We start from the raw sequence: 16,990 nt of genomic DNA, 5'->3' as shown, positions 1-16,990 counted from the left end.
CCTTGTGAGGGTCCTAGGCCATCGCCTTCAACGCGCGCTTGACCATCCGGGACGTCCGTCTGACGTCGTCGACATAGCGGGTGACGGCCTGTTCGACAGCGCGCGCTTCGGCGTGTGTCGAGCGAACAAAGCTCAGGCGGGTGCCGATGCGGGCCTGTCCCAGCCGCCAGAGATCGCATTCGATCACGCCGGCGATTTTCGGATATCCGCCGGCGGTGTTCGCATCGCTCATCTGTACGATCGGTTCGCCGCCGGGCGGCACCTGGATAACGCCGGGCACGACACCGTGGGAGCGCATCTCGATCGATGCCACCGGCTTGATCGGTTCGCCCGACAAGCGGTAGCCGGTCCGGTCGCTTCGGGAGGAAATCCTCCACATCTGGCTCCAGAAGGCTTCGCCGTCTCCGGCGAAAAGCTCATGCTCGCCAGCCGGCAGGGCGCGGATCGGCAATACGCCGTCGACCGGGGCGGGAAAGACATCGCTGAGCGCTGTCGCCGGTTCGACGACGGCGAGGCCCATGGCCGGCAGCATGGCAATCTCCGCGTCCTCGCCGACCGCGATCCGGTCGCCTTTCGCCAGTGGCCGGCCTGCATTGCCTCCGAAGCCGCCGCGTAGCGACGTGCTGCGCGAGCCCATGATAACAGGAACATCCAGCCCGCCGCCGAGTGCAATGTAAGAGCGTGCCAGCCGCGGCGGCTGCCTCAGCTCGAGAGCCTGTCCGGGTTCGGCGATATGGGCGCACCAGGCAAGCCGTTCCGATCCGTCGAGATGAGCATTGCCGTCGGCGCCGGTTACGGCAAAGACGGTGCGCCGCTGGAAACGCAGGCTGAACGGGAAGGTCTGCACCTCGATTGCGGCCGCATTCTCGTCATTGCCGAGGAGAATATTGCCGATCCGGACGGCAAGCGGATCCATCGCGCCGCTCGCCGATACGCCGATATCGCGATAGCCGGAACGGCCGAGATCCTGCACCGTATTGAAAGGGCCGCTTTCCAAGATCTCGATCATAGCTCGATCCTCGCCGGCAGGAACCGGACCGTATCTCCCGGCGCCATCATGGCCGGGATGGGCGAGGTGGGGTCGAACATTTCAAGTGTGGCAAAACCGATGGAATTCCAGCCGTTCGGTCCTGTCAGCATGGCGACGCCGGTCTGCATGCCGCCAATGGTCACGCAGCCCTTCGCCATCTTCAGCGAGGGGACGGTCTTCCGTGGCATGTAGATACGTGGGTCGAGACCATGCAGATAGCCGAAGCCGGGAGCGCTTCCCAAAGCGAAAACACGATAGATCGCTTGATGATGGATGCGCACCACTTCGCGGTCGCTTAAGCCCGAGAGATCGCAAAGGGCCGGAAGGTCCGTCGCGTGTTCGCCGCCGTAATGGACGGGGATCTCGATGGTCTTGCCATCGAGATCGATGCTCTCAGCATTCGCCCATGCCTCCAGCAGCCGTGCGACCACCGCATCGGGGTCCTCGGGCGTCTCCTTGAAAATTACCAGCAGATTGGTCATCCCCGGAATGTCTTCCGCGAGGTCCGCCCAGCCTCTCACGGTCTGGGAGAGAGCCCAGATCCGCCGCTGCGCGGCAATGTCGAATTCACCCGGCGCCTCGAGCAGGAAGGCCCTGGCGCCGATCGAGGAAACCCGTGCCCGGCTTTTGGTGGCCGGAACGATCTCGCGTTGCGAAGCGTGCCTGTCCGTCGTGACAATCATGATGGGAACTCGATTTCGAACAGAGGATCGCCGTAGCCCACCAGCGCGCCGGGCGCGGCGAGCAGCCTGGTCATAACGCCGGAACCGCCGGCGCGAAGGGGAAGCAGTACATCCCCGACCCTGATGAAGCCGAGGATATCGGTGTCGGACAGGGACCGCGGCAAATTTTGCGGCACGGCGGAGGCGGCCGGATGTTCGACGCAGAAGCGGCCTGCCATCGGCGCCGTCACGACCGTCTGTGCAGAGCCCGGCGCGCGCGGCGCTGCTCCCGTCGCGCTGATCCGCGCCTCTCCCTCCCCTGAAATGATGATGCGAAGCTGTGCGCCCGGACGGGAGATTTCCAGCCCGTCCACTCCGGCGGCCGTCAGTGCTTGGGTCAGCAGCGCGATGGCGGCCGGATCGCTGAAATCGATCGCGCTCATGCCGCCGCCCTCCGCAGCTTCAGCCATTGTTCGAGATAGTGAATGTCCGTCTCGCCACGGGCGAAAGCATGGTCCTCGAACAGGGCGCGCAGGAAGGGAATATTGGTCGCGATTCCCTCGATTTCGGTGCCGGCAAGCGCTTCGCACATTCTGGCCATGGCTTTCGCCCGCGTCGGCGCATGCACGATCAGTTTGGCGATGAGCGAGTCGTAATAGGGCGAGACCTTATAGCCGGCGTGGATATGCGTGTCGACGCGGATGCCCGGCCCCTGCGGCAAAGCCAGATGGGTGACGACACCTGCCGACGGCAGGAAGGTGTCGGGACCTTCGGCGTTGATGCGGCATTCGAAAGAATGGCCTTCGCAGATCACCTCACTTTGGACGAGGTTCAGAACCTCACCCTGGGCCGCCTTTATCTGCGCCTGGACGATATCGAGCCCGCTCGTCATCTCGGTGACGGGATGCTCGACCTGAAGCCGCGTGTTCATTTCGATGAAATAGAAAGCGCCGTCCTCATAGAGGAATTCGAAGGTTCCGACGCCGCGGTAGCCGATCTGCCGGCAGGCCTCGACGCAGGCCATGCCGACCGGCCGGATGATCTCAGGCGCAATCCCTGGCGCCGGTGCCTCCTCCACTACCTTCTGATGGCGGCGCTGCATCGAGCAGTCCCGGTGACCCAGCCACACGGCATTGCCGTGGTCGTCGCAAAGAACCTGTATCTCGATATGACGCGGATGCTGGAGGAACTTTTCCATATAGAGCGAGGGTGAGCCGAAAGCCTTGCGGGCTTCTTCCCGGGTCAGCGCGATCGCTTCATGCAACTGGTCGGCCTTCGGAACGACGCGCATGCCGCGCCCGCCGCCGCCGCCTGATGCCTTGATGATGACGGGGTAGCCGATCTCCAGCGCGAGCCGCTCCACCGATGCGGGATCGTCGGGCAGCACCGTGTCCGGCCCGGGAACGCAGGGCACGCCCGCCGCCATCATCGCCCGCTTCGCCGCGATCTTATCGCCCATGGCCGCGATCGACGAAGCCGTCGGACCGATGAAGACCAGCCCTGCCTTTTCGACGGCGTCGGCGAATGCCGCATTTTCCGATAGAAATCCGTAACCGGGATGGATGGCGCCCGCACCGGTCAGGCGCGCCGCGAGAAGAATGGCATCCTGATTGAGGTAGCTTTTCGCCGCGCTCGACGGGCCGATGCAGAGAAAGCCGTCAGCGGTGCTGCCGTAGGGCGCTTCCCTGTCCGCCTCGGAGCAGATTGCGACCGTGCTAAGGCCGAGCTCGCGACAGGCACGCTGGATCCGTGCTGCGATCTCGCCGCGATTGGCGATGAGGACGGTATCGAAGCGGCGCCCTGAGACAGCGGATTGTTCAAATGTTTCCGGCATCAGACAATCTCCGCCAGCAGATCGCCGGTCTCGACCTCTCCGCCGTCTATTTCGGTCAGGCGCGTGATGCGCCCGGCCCGCGGTGCGGTGATCGTGTTGAAGACCTTCATCGTCTCGATGATGAAGAGCGTCTGCCCCTCCTCCACCGCGTCTCCGATCGCGACAAATGGCGGTTCCCCGGGCGCCGGGGCCTTGTGTAGAACGCCGAAAACAGGCGCCGTCACCGCATGGAAGGTTTGCTCGACCCCCAAGGACGCATCGGCGATCGGTCTCGGCTTTTGCTCGGGTTCGGCGACAGCCTCCTGGCCCGCCGCCGATCGGAAAATCCGAACCGTCACGTCCTTTTCTGTCACGGTCAGCTCGGTAATATTAGATCGTCCGACAAAGTCGATCAGCGTCTTGATCTTCGAGAGGTCCATGTGCGTGCTCGGAATTTCAAAATCCCACCGCGCATAGCCGAAGTTTCAGATCGCCCGGTGTTGTGATTTCGTAGCACGACGGGCGGATTGATGGGGTCAGACGAAGTTTTGATGGAGCGCAGTCGGTACCCTATAGGACATCTCGCCTGTCGGTTGCGAATTCCCAACCGGCAGGTGCGGGGCCCTCGAAATCCTGGTCAGAACCCGGCTTCCTTCTGATGCCGCACGGCGAGGATCGTCAAAATGTCCCCATCCATACGATAACGAGCGACGTACCCGCTATCTCCGAAATCGATGAGCCATTCCCGGTATTGCTCGGGCATATCCTCGATGAGCCGTCCTATATGGGGATGCGCACCGAGGACGCTCACGCCTTTGAGAATAGTTTCGCCTGCCCGCTTGGCGACTGACGGATTTTTCGGTCGCAAGAATTCCCGAAGCCGCTCAAGATCGCGGATTGCGGCCGAGGAGAAGATCACTTGTGGCATTCGGGTGCGGACAACTCGTCGTCAGTTCCCCAGGACGAAAGCCATTTTTCGACCTCGGCGCCGGTAACATGCAGTCCCGTCGCTTCAAATTCATTCCAGGCGCCTAGCGTCTCCTGCCGCAGCGCCTCGCGCTTCTCCTCGCGCTCCACATATTGCGCAATCGCTTCACGCATGATCCAGTGGGACGAACGGCGGCGAGCCTCGGCCAGTTGTTGGACGCGGCCCTTCAGCTCGTCATCGAGCTTGAGCGAGGTTGGCGATGCCATAAGGCTTTCCTTAGCTACAGGTAATACCTGGCGCTAACTTAGGCTTCCCTGCGGTATTTGTCTATGAATGAATTTATCGCGCAGCGCTTATTGTTACGGTCATGGGCTTCTGTGCGTGGTTGGCTCCGCCACCGTCAATCCCTCGCAGGAGCAATGCTCTCCCGCAGGATAAGCTGGCTGCGGATGACGGTGCGCATCGTTGCCGCATCCTGCGTCTGGCTGATGGCGCCGAGCAGAAGTTCCACGGCCGCGCGTCCCATCTCTTCCACGGGCTGTTTGATCGTCGAGAGCGGCGGCGAACAGAATTCGCAGACCGGAGAGCCGTCGAAGGAAACGACGGACACGTGCTCTGGAATAACAAGGCCTGCGCGTTGAATGATGCTCATGAACGAGATTGCCATGTCATCGCTCGTTGCGATGACAGCCGTCGGCCTGACGGCGAGCTTCATGAAATCGTCGGCGGCGCGAATGCCGATCTCGAAGCCATGCTGGTATTCGAGGTCGCCGCCAGATCTCGACACGGCTTCCTCGGAAAGTCCCTCTGCGCGTAGAGCCTCAAGGACCCCGGCGTAGCGCTCGACGTCGTGGTAGTTTCCCTCGGGGCCGGCTATATAGAGGAAGCGCCGATGACCCGAACGGATCAATTCCATCGTCGCGTCACGGATCGCCTCCCGGTCGTTGGTGACGACGCTCGGCAAACCGGCATCACTCATGTCGAACAACATTGAGACGATCGGCAGGCCTGCCCCCGCAGGTGAACGCCCTTCGATCTCCGGAAGTTTCGACGAGAAGATAATGGCTCCCCGAACCGTACCGCTGAAGGCAAGGTCAAGTATGTGCCGTTCGGAAGCTTCCTCGCGATCGAGATTGGCGATCATCAAGTTATACCCCCTCTGGATCAGGGATTTATTGATGCTTTGCAGGACCTGCGGGATGATCTGCGAGGCGCCATAATAAGGCGAACCCGGCAAAATGATCATAATGGTGTTGGATTTTCCGACCCTGAGGCCGCGCGCCATTGCGTTCGGTGTGTAGCCGAGTTGCCTGGCGGCCGCATTGATCTTGGCGCGGGTCTTCTCGTTGACCCGTCCGGGATTGGCAAGCGCCCGGCTGACCGTCGATATCGCGACGCCGGCGAGCCGCGCAACGTCAGCCATCAACGCGCCAGACGGCTCATCTCCCGCCACCCCCTTGTTTTTATTCACCTTTAATTCCCGCTCCCGGATGCTTCGATTTGTAACTCTAAGGCAGGTGGCGGATTATAGCAAACGTTTGCCAAAAATCGCTTGCTTAAAAAACCAGCTTGGTTATCATCTGAGCATGGCAAACGATTGCCATTCATTAATGCATTGAAATTCATTGGATGTGGAACTCTCGTTCCGCACGCGGTAGGTCATGCCTTGAGAAATGGATAGGTTATGGCTGGCGACAGGCTGCGTTTCGGCGTCGATCTCGTGACATTCTTCCATCCCGGCTTCTGGGGCGTCGGCAGCCATGATGCGATCGTCGACCATGCACACGCCGCGCCGCGCGCCTTCTGGGACACGATCCTCGACAGCGTCCAGGCTTCCGGCGTCACCGGCGTCGAGTTGACCTTTTCTCCTTTCAACTGGCAGGACGCGATCAAGACCTACGGTTCGATCGATGGCTTTGCCGCCGAACTGGCAAGGCGCGGGCTGACGCTTTGCAGCGGCTTCTTCGCAGAGCTCGAGGCAGCGGGAGACTTTGCCGACGCTGAAGCCCAGCGCGCGCTGATCGACAAGGCGGAACGATATGCCGATTTCCTGAAAGCCTGCGGCAGCGACATTATGGTGATCGGCGCCCCCCTGCGCCAGACGCTCGGCGCTCAGCCGGTGCAGTTCCACGTTTTCGATCGCGCCAAGACGATCGCCGATTTCCTCAACCGGCTCGGTGCGACCCTCCATGCCGGAGGCGTCCGGCTCGCGCTGCACACGGAGGCACACTCGATCTTTGCCGCGGCGCGCGATGTCGATCTGATGATGCTGCTGACTGACCCAGCCTATGTGCATATGTGCCCGGACACGGCCCACATCATAGTTGCCGGCTCCGACCCCATCCAGCTCGTCGACCGCCATCACGAGCGCATGATCATCGCTCACTGGAAGGACGCGATCGGTCCGATGCCTGCCGATACCCCGATCGACAAGCACATCCACGACCGCCACCAGCCCTATTTTTGCGGCTTCGGCCTCGGGCGGGTGGACTGGCCGGCCTGGATCCGGTTGCTGCGTGACCGGGCCTATGAAGGCTGGGCGATCCTCGAACTCGATGCCGCGCCCGATCCCGTCCGCGACATCGCCAACGGGCTCACGCTCGTCCAGCAGGCGCTCCTGCCGATCTACCGCTGATATCAATTCCGAAGACGATAAACGCCCCGCCAAGAGGGCATTTTCAAGAGGTGGAACAATGAAGACCATGATGAAGCTTTTTCTTGCCGGCGTGGCTGTCGCCGGTCTCTTCGCCGCGGCGCATGCCGAGGACAGACCGACGATCGAGATCATGTCGTCCTGGACGTCGGGCGGCGAAGCCGCGGCCCTCAACGTCATCAGAAGCGAATTCGAAAAGCGCGGCGGCGTCTGGAAGGATGCATCGATCGCCGGTTTCGGCGCGGCCGATGCGGCTTTTCAGAACCGTATCGTTGCCGGTGATGCGCCCGGCGCCAAGCAGGGCGTCATCGGTCTCGCAGCCGCCGATTTCGTCAGCCAGGGCCTGTTCAATCCGATCGACGACGTCGCTGCCGCCGGCAAATGGGCCGACGCCCTGCCGAAATCGATCCATGATCTCATCTCCTATGACGGCAAGGTCTATCTCGCGCCGACCGGCGCTCATGGCGAAAGCTGGGTCTTCTATTCCAAGGACGCCTTCGGCAAGGCCGGCATTGCGCAGGAGCCGAAGAGCTGGGACGAATTCTTCGCCGATCTCGACAAGCTGAAGGCCGCCGGCCTCATTCCCGTCGCCTGGGGCGGGCAGCCCTGGCAGCAAACCAAGGTCTTCAATATGATCCTGCTGTCGCAGGTCGGGATAGATGGCTTTCTGAAGATCTATGTCAATAAGGACAAGAGCGAAGCGTCTGTCGCGGGCGTCAAGAAGACGCTTGAAATCCTCGGCAAGCTGCGCGGCTATGTCGATGCGGGTGCCGCCGGCCGCAACTGGAATGATGCGACCGCCATGCTGATCACCGCCAGGGCCGGTGTGCAGTTCATGGGCGATTGGGCCAAGGGCGAATTCACCGTCGCCGGCAAGGAGCCGGGCAAGGACTATGGCTGCATGATCGTTCCCGAATCCAAGGGCATGGTCTATATCGCCGACTCCCTCTGGTTCCCCAAGACCGGCAATGCCCAGACCGACAAGGCGCAGAAACTTCTCGCCGAGGTCGTCATGGACCCGACCGTCCAGGTCGAATTCGCCCGTAAGAAGGGCTCTATCCCGATGCGCGCCGACGTCGACAAGTCGAAACTCGACGTCTGCGCCCAGAAGGGCGTCGAGCTGATGAGCGCCGGCGCGATCGTGCCCGATCAGGCCATCGTGCTCACACCGCAGCAGGTCGGCGCGCTCGATGATTTCGTCGACGAATACTGGAACGGCGGCTCGAACGACGCGGCGTCTGCGGCCGAGAATTTCTTCGCCATCTTCGAGTAGGATCGTGGCCGTGGCGTCGGATTGATCCCGACGCCACGGCGCGTGTTCCGCTTTTCATCCGTCAAAGAGCTGGCCGATGTCCGTCAAACGCAAGCGCAATCTTTCCGCGACCATCGCCCTCTTGCCGACATGGTTCGCCGCAGTCGTGGTCTTCATCGGCACGATGGCCTGGTCGATCCGGCTGTCCTTCACCAATTCCACGCTCTTTCCATCTTCAACCTATGTCGGCTTCGCGCAATATTCGAAGCTCTTTTCCTCGGCCAAATGGCTCGCCTCGCTGCAGAACGTCTTGGTCTTCGGCGTCCTCTATGTGTCGGGATGTCTGGTGCTCGGCTTCCTGCTGGCCGCCGCCCTCGATCGCAAGATCCGCTTCGAAAGCGCCTTCAGGACAATCTTTCTCTATCCCTACGCCATGTCCTTCGTGGTGACGGGGCTGATCTGGCAATGGATGCTCAATCCGACGCTCGGCATTCAGGCGAGCGTGCGTGCGCTCGGCTGGGACAGCTTCGTCCTCGACTGGATCGTCAATCGCGACATGGCGATCTATGCGATGGTGCTTGCCGGCGTGTGGCAGGGCGCGGGGCTCGTCATGGTCATTGCGCTTGCCGGCATACGCGGCATCGAGGCCGAGCAATGGAAAGCGGCGCGCATCGATGGCATCCCCGTCTGGCGCATCTATGTCTCGATCATCCTGCCCCAGCTCGGACCGGCCCTCGCCGCCGCCGGCATGCTGCTCGCCATGGGCGTGATCAAGACTTACGACATCGTCGTCGCCATGACCAACGGTGGCCCGGGCAATGCGACCGAAGTGCCGGCGAAGTTCATCATGGACAATCTGTTCGGGCGCCAGAATCTCGGCCTTGCCACGGCAGGCGCGACGGTGCTCGTCCTCGGCGTCATCATCGCGGTCGCGCCGTTCCGCTATGCGATGCAGATGCGCAACCGGGCGAAGGGAGCGGCGTGATGAACCAGCCTCACCCCAACGGGCCAAAGCCGGCGAGGATCACGGCGGGACGAATCGGCCTTTACACCTTCCTGGTCGCCGCCGCACTTTTCTTCCTTCTGCCACTCTATACGATGGTCGTCACCTCGCTGAAGAGCATGGACGAAATCCGGCTCGGGCAGATCTTCGCCCTGCCGGCAAGGTTCGATTTCTCCGCCTGGGTGACCGCCTGGTCGGGCGCCTGCATGGGAACCGTCTGTGTCGGCATTCGCAGCGGCTTCTGGAATTCGGTGGCGATCACCGTTCCCGCGGTCGCGATCTCGGTCTTCATCGGCGCCGTCAACGGCTATGCGCTGTCGCTCTGGCGGCCGCGCGGGGCCAATGCGCTCTTTGGCTTGTTAATGGCCGGCGGTCTCATCCCCTACCAGATCTTCCTCTATCCGATGGTTCGCGCCATGGCGAATATCGGCCTCTACAATTCGCTCGCCGGCATCATTCTCGTCCATGTCATCTTCGGCCTGCCGCTGGTGACGCTGCTCTTCCGCAACTATTTCGTCAGCGTGCCGGAGGAGCTCTGCAAGGCGGCGCGCGTCGACGGCGCCGGCTTCTGGCGCATCTTCTTCGAAATCATGCTGCCGATCGCCGTGCCGATGGTCGTGGTCGTCTCCATGCTGCAGTTCACCGGCATCTGGAACGACTTCCTGCTCGGTCTCGTCTTCGCCGGGCGCGACAACCTGCCGATGACCGTGCAGCTCAACAATATCGTCAACACCACGATGGGCGAGCGAACCTACAATGTGAACATGGCGGCGACGATCCTGACCGCCATCGTTCCGCTCGCCATCTATTTCCTGTCCGGCCGCTGGTTCGTGCGCGGCATCGCCGCCGGTGCAGTCAAGGGGTAAGTCTTCCATGCAATCCGCCGTCTCCGTCAAAGACCTGAAGATCGCTTATGGCGACCACACGGTGATCGAAAAGATGTCGATCGATATCGCGCCTCGCGAGTTCCTGGTGCTGCTCGGCCCTTCCGGCTGCGGCAAGTCCACGCTCCTGAACGCTATCGCCGGCCTGCAGGACATTACGGCGGGCGAGGTCTGGATTTCAGGCAAGAACGTCAGCTGGGAAGAGCCGAAGGACCGCGGCATCGGCATGGTCTTCCAATCCTACGCGCTCTATCCGCGCATGTCGGTGCGCAAGAATCTCTCTTTCGGCCTTCGTGTCGCCGGTCTGCCGAAGCCACAGATCGAGGCGCGCGTCGCCCGGACCGCTGCCCTTCTCCATCTCGACAAATTGCTCGACCGGCGCCCTGCCGAACTATCCGGCGGCCAGCGTCAGCGTGTCGCCATCGGCCGGGCGCTGGTGCGGGAAGTGGATGTGTTCCTCTTCGACGAACCGCTGTCGAATCTCGACGCCAAGCTGCGCAACGAATTGCGCGTCGAGATCAAAAAGCTGCATCAGGGCCTCGGCAATACCATGATCTATGTGACTCATGATCAGGTCGAAGCGCTGACGCTCGCCGATCGCATCGCCATCATGCGTGACGGCGTGATCCAGCAGCTCGCCTCGCCGGCGGAGATCTATCGCCGTCCGGCCAACCTCTTCGTGGCCGGCTTCATCGGTGCTCCGGCGATGAATTTCATCGAGGGCCGGATCGAGCACGACGGCGAGGCTCCCCTCTTCCGGAACAGCGGGCTGGCCGTCGATCTCTCCGGCTATGCCTTCCGGGCAGCCGTGGCGGAAGGGCCTGTTACGTTAGGCTTTCGCCCTGAGCACCTTGTGCTCGACGGGGTGGCAAGCGGGCTGCCCACCATTCCTGGCCGCGTTTCCGTCGTCGAGCCGATGGGTTCGGATGCCGTCGTCTGGTTCGACTGGACGGAGCAGAGCCTCTCGCTTCGTTTCATGGGCGACGTCGACCGCCCGGCGATGCCGTGGCTCCAGGTCTCGATATCACCAAGGCGTCGCTCTTCGCTGCCGATGGGTCGCGGCTTTGACGCGCCATCCCTTTGCTTTCCCGCAATTTCGGATGCGCTTTGCGCTGCTTTGAGGAATTGCCCAGGACAGGATTTGAAAAGGACATGTCTGAGATCGTTTATGATGCGCTGGTGATCGGCTCCGGCGCGGCGGGTTCCTTCGCCGTCAAAGAGCTCACGGCTCATGGGCTGTCGGTGCTGCTGCTCGAGGCCGGCCCCGCCGTCGAGCCGAAGGATTTCGACCCGGCGCGCAAGAAGGCGCCGGCAAGTAGTATCAATATCTGGGAGCGCGCACGTGCCACCCTGAAGGGCCAGCCGATCCAGGCGCGGGCGGCCTTCTTTACCGAACGTTTCAGCCACTTCTTCGTCAACGATCGCAAGAGCCCCTATACGACGCCGAAGGGCGAGCCCTTCCTCTGGATCCGCGGCCGCCAGGGCGGCGGACGTCTGCACAGTTTCGGCCGCGTGCTGCTGCGCTGGACCGACGATGATTTCAAGATCCGATCGCGCAGTGGCAAGGGCGTGGACTGGCCGGTCTCCTATGACGAGATCACGCCCTTCTATGACGAGGTAGAGGCCTATCTCGGGCTCTACGGCAACAAGGATGATGTGCCGACTTTGCCGGACGGCCTCTATGCGAAGCCGGCCAACCTGACGCCGGCAGAACAGATCTTCAAGCAGGCAGTGGAAAGCCGATGGCCGGAGAGGCGCGTCGTCTCCTGGCGCTATATCGCGCCGGACGCCGAACGTATGCCGCGACCGCTGCGGGAGGCAAAGGCGAGCGGGCGGCTGACGGTCCGCTATGATGCCGTCGTGCGCCGCATCACCACCGACGAAAAAACCGGCCGCGCTACCGGCGCGGAATTCATCGATCGCAACACTGGGAAGATTTCAACGGCGCATGCCGCGACGGTAGTGCTCTCCGCCTCGCCGATTGAAAGCGTGCGGCTGCTGCTGAACTCGGCATCGGTAAGACATCCTGATGGGCTTGGAAACAGCTCGGGCGCGCTCGGACGCTATTTCATGGATCAGCTTCCATGCCTCGCTTTCGGCTCCTTTTCCAAGGCGAAGGGTTGGGCTGTTGACGATTCCGCTCCCGTCGATCCCTTCTATAATCCGTCCGGTGGGATCTTCATCCCGCGTTTCGGCGAGGGTGACGCCGCCCGCGGCGATTTCGACTATCAGGGCAGCATCGGCAGGGCGCCGGTTTCAGAGGAGACCGATGCGCGTCTCGCCTTCTTCGGCTTCGGCCGCATGCTGCCCTATGCCGACAACCGCATCACCCTGGATGGCAAGCGAAAGGATGCCTGGAACATTCCTGTGCCGCACATTCGCTGCGTCATGCAGGAGGAGGAGCGGCGGTTGCTCGGCCGGCAGGAGGAGACGTTGATCGCCATGATCCGGGAGGTCGGCGGCGATCTCGAATTCATCGGCTCGCCCAGCGGCCTCAAGGAGATGGGCAGGGGCGCCTTTCCCGACGCCGATGCCTTCAGCCGCTTCATGTTCCGCACATGGTTCCGCAAGACCATGTGCATGGGCGCGGCGATCCATGAAACCGGCGGTGCGCGCATGGGCGAAACTCCGGAAGCTTCCGTGCTCAATTCCTACAACCAGGTCTGGGATGCCCCGAACATCATCGTCACCGACGCCAGCGCCTTCCCGGGCAGCGGCATCGCCGGCACGACGCTCACCGTCATGGCGCTGACGATCCGCGCCTGCCGCAACCTCGTCGACCGCTACAGGACGGGACTGCTCTAGACACGCCTCCGCCTCGGTGCGACCGGCGTCGAAACGATCTCCGGCATACGGAATGACGAAAGAGGCGAACAAGTGAACGAGCTTGGGGTTATCCAACCGTCACACAAAGTTTGCAGTGACATGCTCCTTTCAGATGAGCAGGAAGGAAAAGCCCATGTCTAAAACACATCAGGACCAGCTCAGCCGGATAAAGGCCGAAATCGCCGACAGCTTCGATGAGGAGCTGGAAATGCAGATGGAGGAAGACCGGCTGGACGATCTGGTCGTCGAAGGAATGACCGAACCGGCGGAGCAGACACTCGATCGAAGGATCTATTTCCGCGAACTGTTCCGGCTGCAGCACGAGCTGGTGCGGCTGCAGGATTGGGTCCAGTACAAGCAATTGAAAATGGTCGTGCTTTTCGAGGGCCGGGATTCGGCCGGCAAGGGCGGCGCGATCAAGCGCGTAACCCAAAGGCTCAACCCGCGCGTCTGCCGAACCGTGGCACTGCCTGCGCCGACCGAGCGGGAGCGCCATCAATGGTATTTCCAGCGCTATATCCCGCATCTTCCCACCGCCGGCGAGATCGTGCTCTTCGACCGCAGCTGGTACAACCGCGCCGGCGTCGAGCGCGTGATGGGGTTCTGCACCCCTGACGAACTCGAGGAGTTCTTCCGCTCGGTGCCCGAATTCGAACGGATGCTCGTCCGTTCCGGCATCGTCCTGATCAAATACTGGTTCTCGATCACCGACGAGGAACAGGAGTTCCGCTTCAAGATGCGCATCCACGATCCGCTGAAGCAGTGGAAGCTTTCGCCGATGGACATGGAAAGCCGCATCCACTGGGAGGAATATACCAAGGCCAAGGAAGAAATGCTGGCGCGCACACACACCAAGGAGGCCCCCTGGTGGGTGGTGCAGGCCGTCGACAAGAAACGGGCGCGGCTGAACTGCATCGCCCACCTTCTCGACCAGATTCCCTATGAGGATGTCCCGAAGCCTGAGATTCAGCTGCCGGATCGTATCCGCCATGCCGACTACATCAGGGCGCCGGTTCCGCCTGAAATGCACGTACCGGAGCGCTATTGAAAGCATAGCCGCAACAAGTCGGCTGCCGAAGCGTTGAAACCGAGACCCGCATGGTCACTGGACCGTGCGGTCAATGCGTGTTTCCCAACGGCTGCATCGTGAAGTATAAAGACTGGGCGTCCCATCGGCCGATAATACGGAGATGACAGGAGGTTGGTCATGACGGGTTTTTGGAGATTAATCGTTCAGGAGATTGTGCTCTCGGCGATTCTGGCGGCCGGCGCTGTCCTCAGCCTTCCCAAGCTTACCGATCCGAACACCAGTACCGATTATCCGTTGGCAATCGTGGTTTTTCTGGCGATGTCAGGGGCCTTGGTGGCTTATGAGCTTCTGACACGGAAGCCTTCCTGATGCTCTCGTTTATCGGCCCGTTGGCGCAGCCAACAAGGTGCGGCCGATCGACAGATTGCGCTACCACGTCCGGCAAGATCGCCACGCCGCGCGAGAACACGGCGTAACGACGCGCCACCGGCAGCCGTCAGGCCGCGACGTCAGCCATATGGTTCAGTTCCTCGACGGCATCATCCGGCAGCGCCAATCCGGCGGCGGCGAGATTCTCCCTGAGATGGCTGAGCGAGGCCGTGCCTGGGATCAACAGGATATTGGGTGCGCGGCGCAACAGCCAGGCGAGCGCCACCTGCATCGGCGTGGCACTCAAGCGTGCGGCGACATTGGAGAGCGTGGACGATTGTAGCGGCGTAAATCCGCCGAGCGGGAAGAACGGCACATAGGCGGTGCCCTGACGGGCGAGATCGTCGATCAACCGGTCGTCGTTCCGATGCGCCAGATTGTACTGGTTTTGCACACAGACGATCTCGGTGATCCCGCGGCCTTCGGCGATCTGGCCCGAGGTAGCGTTGCTCAAGCCGACGTGGCGGACGAGACCCCGGCGCTGGAGATCGGCAAGCACCGTCAGGGGTTCTTCTATAGAGCCTTCGGCTGGGCCATGCACGTCGAACATAATCCTGAGGTTGACGACGTCAAGCACGTCAAGGCCGAGATTACGGAGGTTGTCTTGTACGGCCTCGGTCAGCTCATCGCGCGAGAAAGCCGGAATCCAGGACCCGTCCGTGCCGCGCCTTGCGCCGACCTTGGTGACGATGACGAGATCATCGCGATAGGGGTGGAGGGCTTCGCGGATGATCTGGTTGGTGATGTGCGGACCATAGAAATCGCTGGTGTCGATGTGATTGACACCGCTTGCGACCGCCTCGCGCAGCACCGCAAGCGCGGCGTCATGATCCCTGGGCGGGCCGAACACGCCAGGCCCGGCGAGCTGCATGGCCCCATAGCCAAGTCGCCTCACTTTGTGGTCGCCGAGATTGAATGTGCCGGACTGATCTATGATGGACATGATTTCACTCCTTTCAAGAGATGAGGTCGAGCTTATGCCGTAGCGGCGCGTATGATAATTGGGTACAATGTGCACAGGCTGTGCGGAGTGGCGAACAGTGAAAGCAGACCTGAGTGATCTCAACGCCTTCGTCGCAGTGGCGCGGGCTGGTGGTTTTCGCGAGGCAGCGCGTGCCAGTGGCAGCAGCGCCTCCTTCTTGAGCGAAGCGGTGCGTCGCCTGGAGGCCGATCTCGACGTCAGGCTCTTCAATCGCACGACCCGTAGCGTCGTTACGACCGAAGCGGGCAAGGGACTGCTGGAGCGGCTCGGCCCTGCTTTGACGGAGGTGGAGGCCGCGCTCGATGTGGTCAACCGTTTTCGCGACAGGCCGGCTGGTTCGCTGCGGCTCAATGTTCCGGTCAGCGCTGCGCGGCTGGTGCTGCCCGCTATCGTCCCGCCATTCCTCGCCGCCTATCCCGACATTCGCCTGGAGATCGTCGCCGAGGAGAGCTTTGTCGATGTGCTCGCTGCCGGGTGTGATGCCGGCATCCGTTATGACGAACGGCTGGAGCAGGATATGATCGCGATTCCGATCGGTCCGCGCCACCAGCGCTTTGCCACTGCAGCATCGCCTGCTTATCTCGACCGCCACGGGCGGCCGCAACATCCGAGTGAACTCCTCGATCATGCCTGCTTGTTGGGCCGTTTTGCCAGCGGTGCGCTGACGACCCCATGGGAATATGAGCGGGGCGGCGAGGTGGTGCGGATCGAACCGGCCGGCCCATTGATCGTCAGGGTCGGCGGGGCGACCGATCTTTCCGTCGATGCGGCGATAGCGGGCACAGGAATCGTCTGCATTTTCGAAGATTGGCTGCGCCCGCATTTCGACAGCGGCGCACTTGAGCCTATCCTCGAGCCGTGGTGGCAACGCTTTTCCGGGCCGTTCCTCTATTATCCCGGCCGGCGTCTGGTGCCTGCGCCGCTCAGGGCATTCATCGATTTCGTCAAGGCGTCGGCCAACCGGGCTTGACTTCGGTTGGCGAGCGGCAAGCCTTCGGCCTCCGCGCCTGTGTCTCAGAGCGTGACCTCGGCATTGTCGCCCATATGCGGTTTGCTGTTTGTGACCGCTGCGGCCGCCATTTTGATATAGCTGATGATGATGCCGGGGCTGTCCCAATATTCGGCCGAAGACGGGGTGACCTTGAGGATGCGGATGGAGGGATCGTCGGGATTGTCCCACCAGGCCTTTGCCGGCGTTGCCCACAATTCACGGATCTTCTCGCGATCGTTCTGCACCTCGGCCGTCCCCGATACTGAAAGATATTTCTGTGCCTTGGTGTCTGCAAAGGCCAGGCAGACGTTCGGCCAGCGGGCGACCTCGTCGTCCTTGTGACTAGCGAGATCAGTCAGAAAATAGACCGCGTTTTCAAGTTGCGCGCTGTAGGCGGACATCGGCCGGGCGTGCAGATTGTCGCCGTTGCGGGTCGTCAACATGCAGAACCCTATTCTGTCGATCAACTCCCATACCCGTGTCGCGTCATCCTGGTCGGCCATCGTC

At 61.9% G+C, this 16,990-nt stretch carries 18 protein-coding genes and 1 pseudogene; 9 read left to right on the top strand and 10 right to left on the bottom strand.

What is annotated here, in order from left to right; all coding sequences use genetic code 11:
* Positions 1 to 13: 13 nt before the first annotated feature.
* From B5E41_RS14270 to B5E41_RS14235, 8 genes are all read right to left on the bottom strand, one after another.
* Positions 14 to 1,009, bottom strand: coding sequence for a 5-oxoprolinase subunit C family protein (locus tag B5E41_RS14270; RefSeq protein WP_088394556.1), 996 nt, complete (start codon positions 1,007 to 1,009; stop codon positions 14 to 16).
* Positions 1,006 to 1,713 (bottom strand): 5-oxoprolinase subunit PxpB, encoded by a 708-nt coding sequence (gene pxpB / locus B5E41_RS14265; RefSeq protein ID WP_088394554.1) that lies wholly within the window; start codon positions 1,711 to 1,713, stop codon positions 1,006 to 1,008. The genes B5E41_RS14270 and pxpB overlap by 4 nt, the downstream gene beginning before the upstream one ends.
* Positions 1,710 to 2,135: an acetyl-CoA carboxylase gene (locus B5E41_RS14260; protein WP_088394552.1), complete on the bottom strand. Its 426-nt coding sequence runs from the start codon at positions 2,133 to 2,135 to the stop codon at positions 1,710 to 1,712. The genes pxpB and B5E41_RS14260 overlap by 4 nt, the downstream gene beginning before the upstream one ends.
* On the bottom strand, positions 2,132 to 3,526 hold the full coding sequence (gene accC / locus B5E41_RS14255; RefSeq protein WP_088394550.1) for an acetyl-CoA carboxylase biotin carboxylase subunit: 1,395 nt from the start codon (positions 3,524 to 3,526) through the stop codon (positions 2,132 to 2,134). Before accC ends, B5E41_RS14260 begins: the two co-directional genes overlap by 4 nt.
* Complete coding sequence (locus tag B5E41_RS14250; protein ID WP_088394548.1) at positions 3,526 to 3,945, bottom strand: acetyl-CoA carboxylase biotin carboxyl carrier protein; 420 nt, start codon at positions 3,943 to 3,945, stop codon at positions 3,526 to 3,528. The genes accC and B5E41_RS14250 overlap by 1 nt, the downstream gene beginning before the upstream one ends.
* A 197-nt stretch (positions 3,946 to 4,142) precedes the next feature.
* On the bottom strand, positions 4,143 to 4,433 hold the full coding sequence (locus B5E41_RS14245; protein WP_088394546.1) for a type II toxin-antitoxin system RelE/ParE family toxin: 291 nt from the start codon (positions 4,431 to 4,433) through the stop codon (positions 4,143 to 4,145).
* Complete coding sequence (locus tag B5E41_RS14240) at positions 4,421 to 4,699, bottom strand: CopG family ribbon-helix-helix protein (protein ID WP_088394544.1); 279 nt, start codon at positions 4,697 to 4,699, stop codon at positions 4,421 to 4,423. The genes B5E41_RS14245 and B5E41_RS14240 overlap by 13 nt, the downstream gene beginning before the upstream one ends.
* Positions 4,700 to 4,833: 134 nt before the next feature.
* Positions 4,834 to 5,904 carry a LacI family DNA-binding transcriptional regulator gene (locus B5E41_RS14235; protein WP_088394542.1) on the bottom strand — a complete coding sequence of 357 codons (1,071 nt, stop codon included), beginning with the start codon at positions 5,902 to 5,904 and terminating at the stop codon, positions 4,834 to 4,836.
* Positions 5,905 to 6,117: 213 nt separating this feature from the next.
* Here B5E41_RS14235 and B5E41_RS14230 point away from each other — a divergent pair, with 213 nt between their 5' ends.
* The 8 genes and pseudogenes from B5E41_RS14230 (at position 6,118) to B5E41_RS14195 (ending at position 14,450) form a co-directional block, all read left to right on the top strand.
* A complete protein-coding gene (locus B5E41_RS14230) occupies positions 6,118 to 7,068 on the top strand; it encodes a sugar phosphate isomerase/epimerase family protein (RefSeq protein ID WP_088394540.1) in 951 nt (316 codons plus the stop codon).
* Between the two features lie 58 nt (positions 7,069 to 7,126).
* Positions 7,127 to 8,359 (top strand): ABC transporter substrate-binding protein, encoded by a 1,233-nt coding sequence (locus tag B5E41_RS14225; RefSeq protein ID WP_088394538.1) that lies wholly within the window; start codon positions 7,127 to 7,129, stop codon positions 8,357 to 8,359.
* Between the two features lie 76 nt (positions 8,360 to 8,435).
* Complete coding sequence (locus B5E41_RS14220; protein WP_088394536.1) at positions 8,436 to 9,323, top strand: carbohydrate ABC transporter permease; 888 nt, start codon at positions 8,436 to 8,438, stop codon at positions 9,321 to 9,323.
* Entirely contained in the window at positions 9,323 to 10,207 is an 885-nt protein-coding gene (locus tag B5E41_RS14215; protein WP_088394534.1) for a carbohydrate ABC transporter permease, read from the top strand. The genes B5E41_RS14220 and B5E41_RS14215 overlap by 1 nt, the downstream gene beginning before the upstream one ends.
* A gap of 7 nt (positions 10,208 to 10,214) precedes the next feature.
* Positions 10,215 to 11,293: pseudogene (locus B5E41_RS14210) on the top strand (ABC transporter ATP-binding protein).
* An 84-nt stretch (positions 11,294 to 11,377) separates the two neighbouring features.
* On the top strand, positions 11,378 to 13,030 hold the full coding sequence (locus B5E41_RS14205) for a GMC oxidoreductase (protein WP_088394532.1): 1,653 nt from the start codon (positions 11,378 to 11,380) through the stop codon (positions 13,028 to 13,030).
* Positions 13,031 to 13,184: 154 nt separating this feature from the next.
* Entirely contained in the window at positions 13,185 to 14,099 is a 915-nt protein-coding gene (gene ppk2, locus B5E41_RS14200; protein WP_088394530.1) for a polyphosphate kinase 2, read from the top strand.
* Positions 14,100 to 14,258: 159 nt separating this feature from the next.
* Complete coding sequence (locus tag B5E41_RS14195) at positions 14,259 to 14,450, top strand: hypothetical protein (RefSeq protein ID WP_088394528.1); 192 nt, start codon at positions 14,259 to 14,261, stop codon at positions 14,448 to 14,450.
* A gap of 127 nt (positions 14,451 to 14,577) precedes the next feature.
* Here the strand turns inward: B5E41_RS14195 and B5E41_RS14190 are convergent, their stop codons facing one another.
* Positions 14,578 to 15,453 (bottom strand): aldo/keto reductase family oxidoreductase, encoded by an 876-nt coding sequence (locus B5E41_RS14190; protein WP_088394526.1) that lies wholly within the window; start codon positions 15,451 to 15,453, stop codon positions 14,578 to 14,580.
* 97 nt (positions 15,454 to 15,550) lie between these two features.
* On the opposite strand from B5E41_RS14190, the gene B5E41_RS14185 reads away from it, so the two are divergent.
* Positions 15,551 to 16,462, top strand: coding sequence for a LysR family transcriptional regulator (locus tag B5E41_RS14185; protein WP_088394524.1), 912 nt, complete (start codon positions 15,551 to 15,553; stop codon positions 16,460 to 16,462).
* A gap of 44 nt (positions 16,463 to 16,506) precedes the next feature.
* Here B5E41_RS14185 and B5E41_RS14180 read toward each other — a convergent pair whose 3' ends face one another.
* Positions 16,507 to 16,986, bottom strand: a complete 480-nt coding sequence (locus B5E41_RS14180) for a pyridoxamine 5'-phosphate oxidase family protein (protein ID WP_088394522.1) — start codon at positions 16,984 to 16,986, stop codon at positions 16,507 to 16,509.
* Positions 16,987 to 16,990 lie beyond the last annotated feature (4 nt).

It is taken from the genome of Rhizobium esperanzae (assembly GCF_002204185.1).
GTDB classification, from domain to species: Bacteria; Pseudomonadota; Alphaproteobacteria; order Rhizobiales; family Rhizobiaceae; genus Rhizobium; species Rhizobium esperanzae.
The sequence above is the reverse complement of the archived record's forward strand: the minus strand, read 5'-3'. Positions and strand labels throughout refer to the sequence as shown.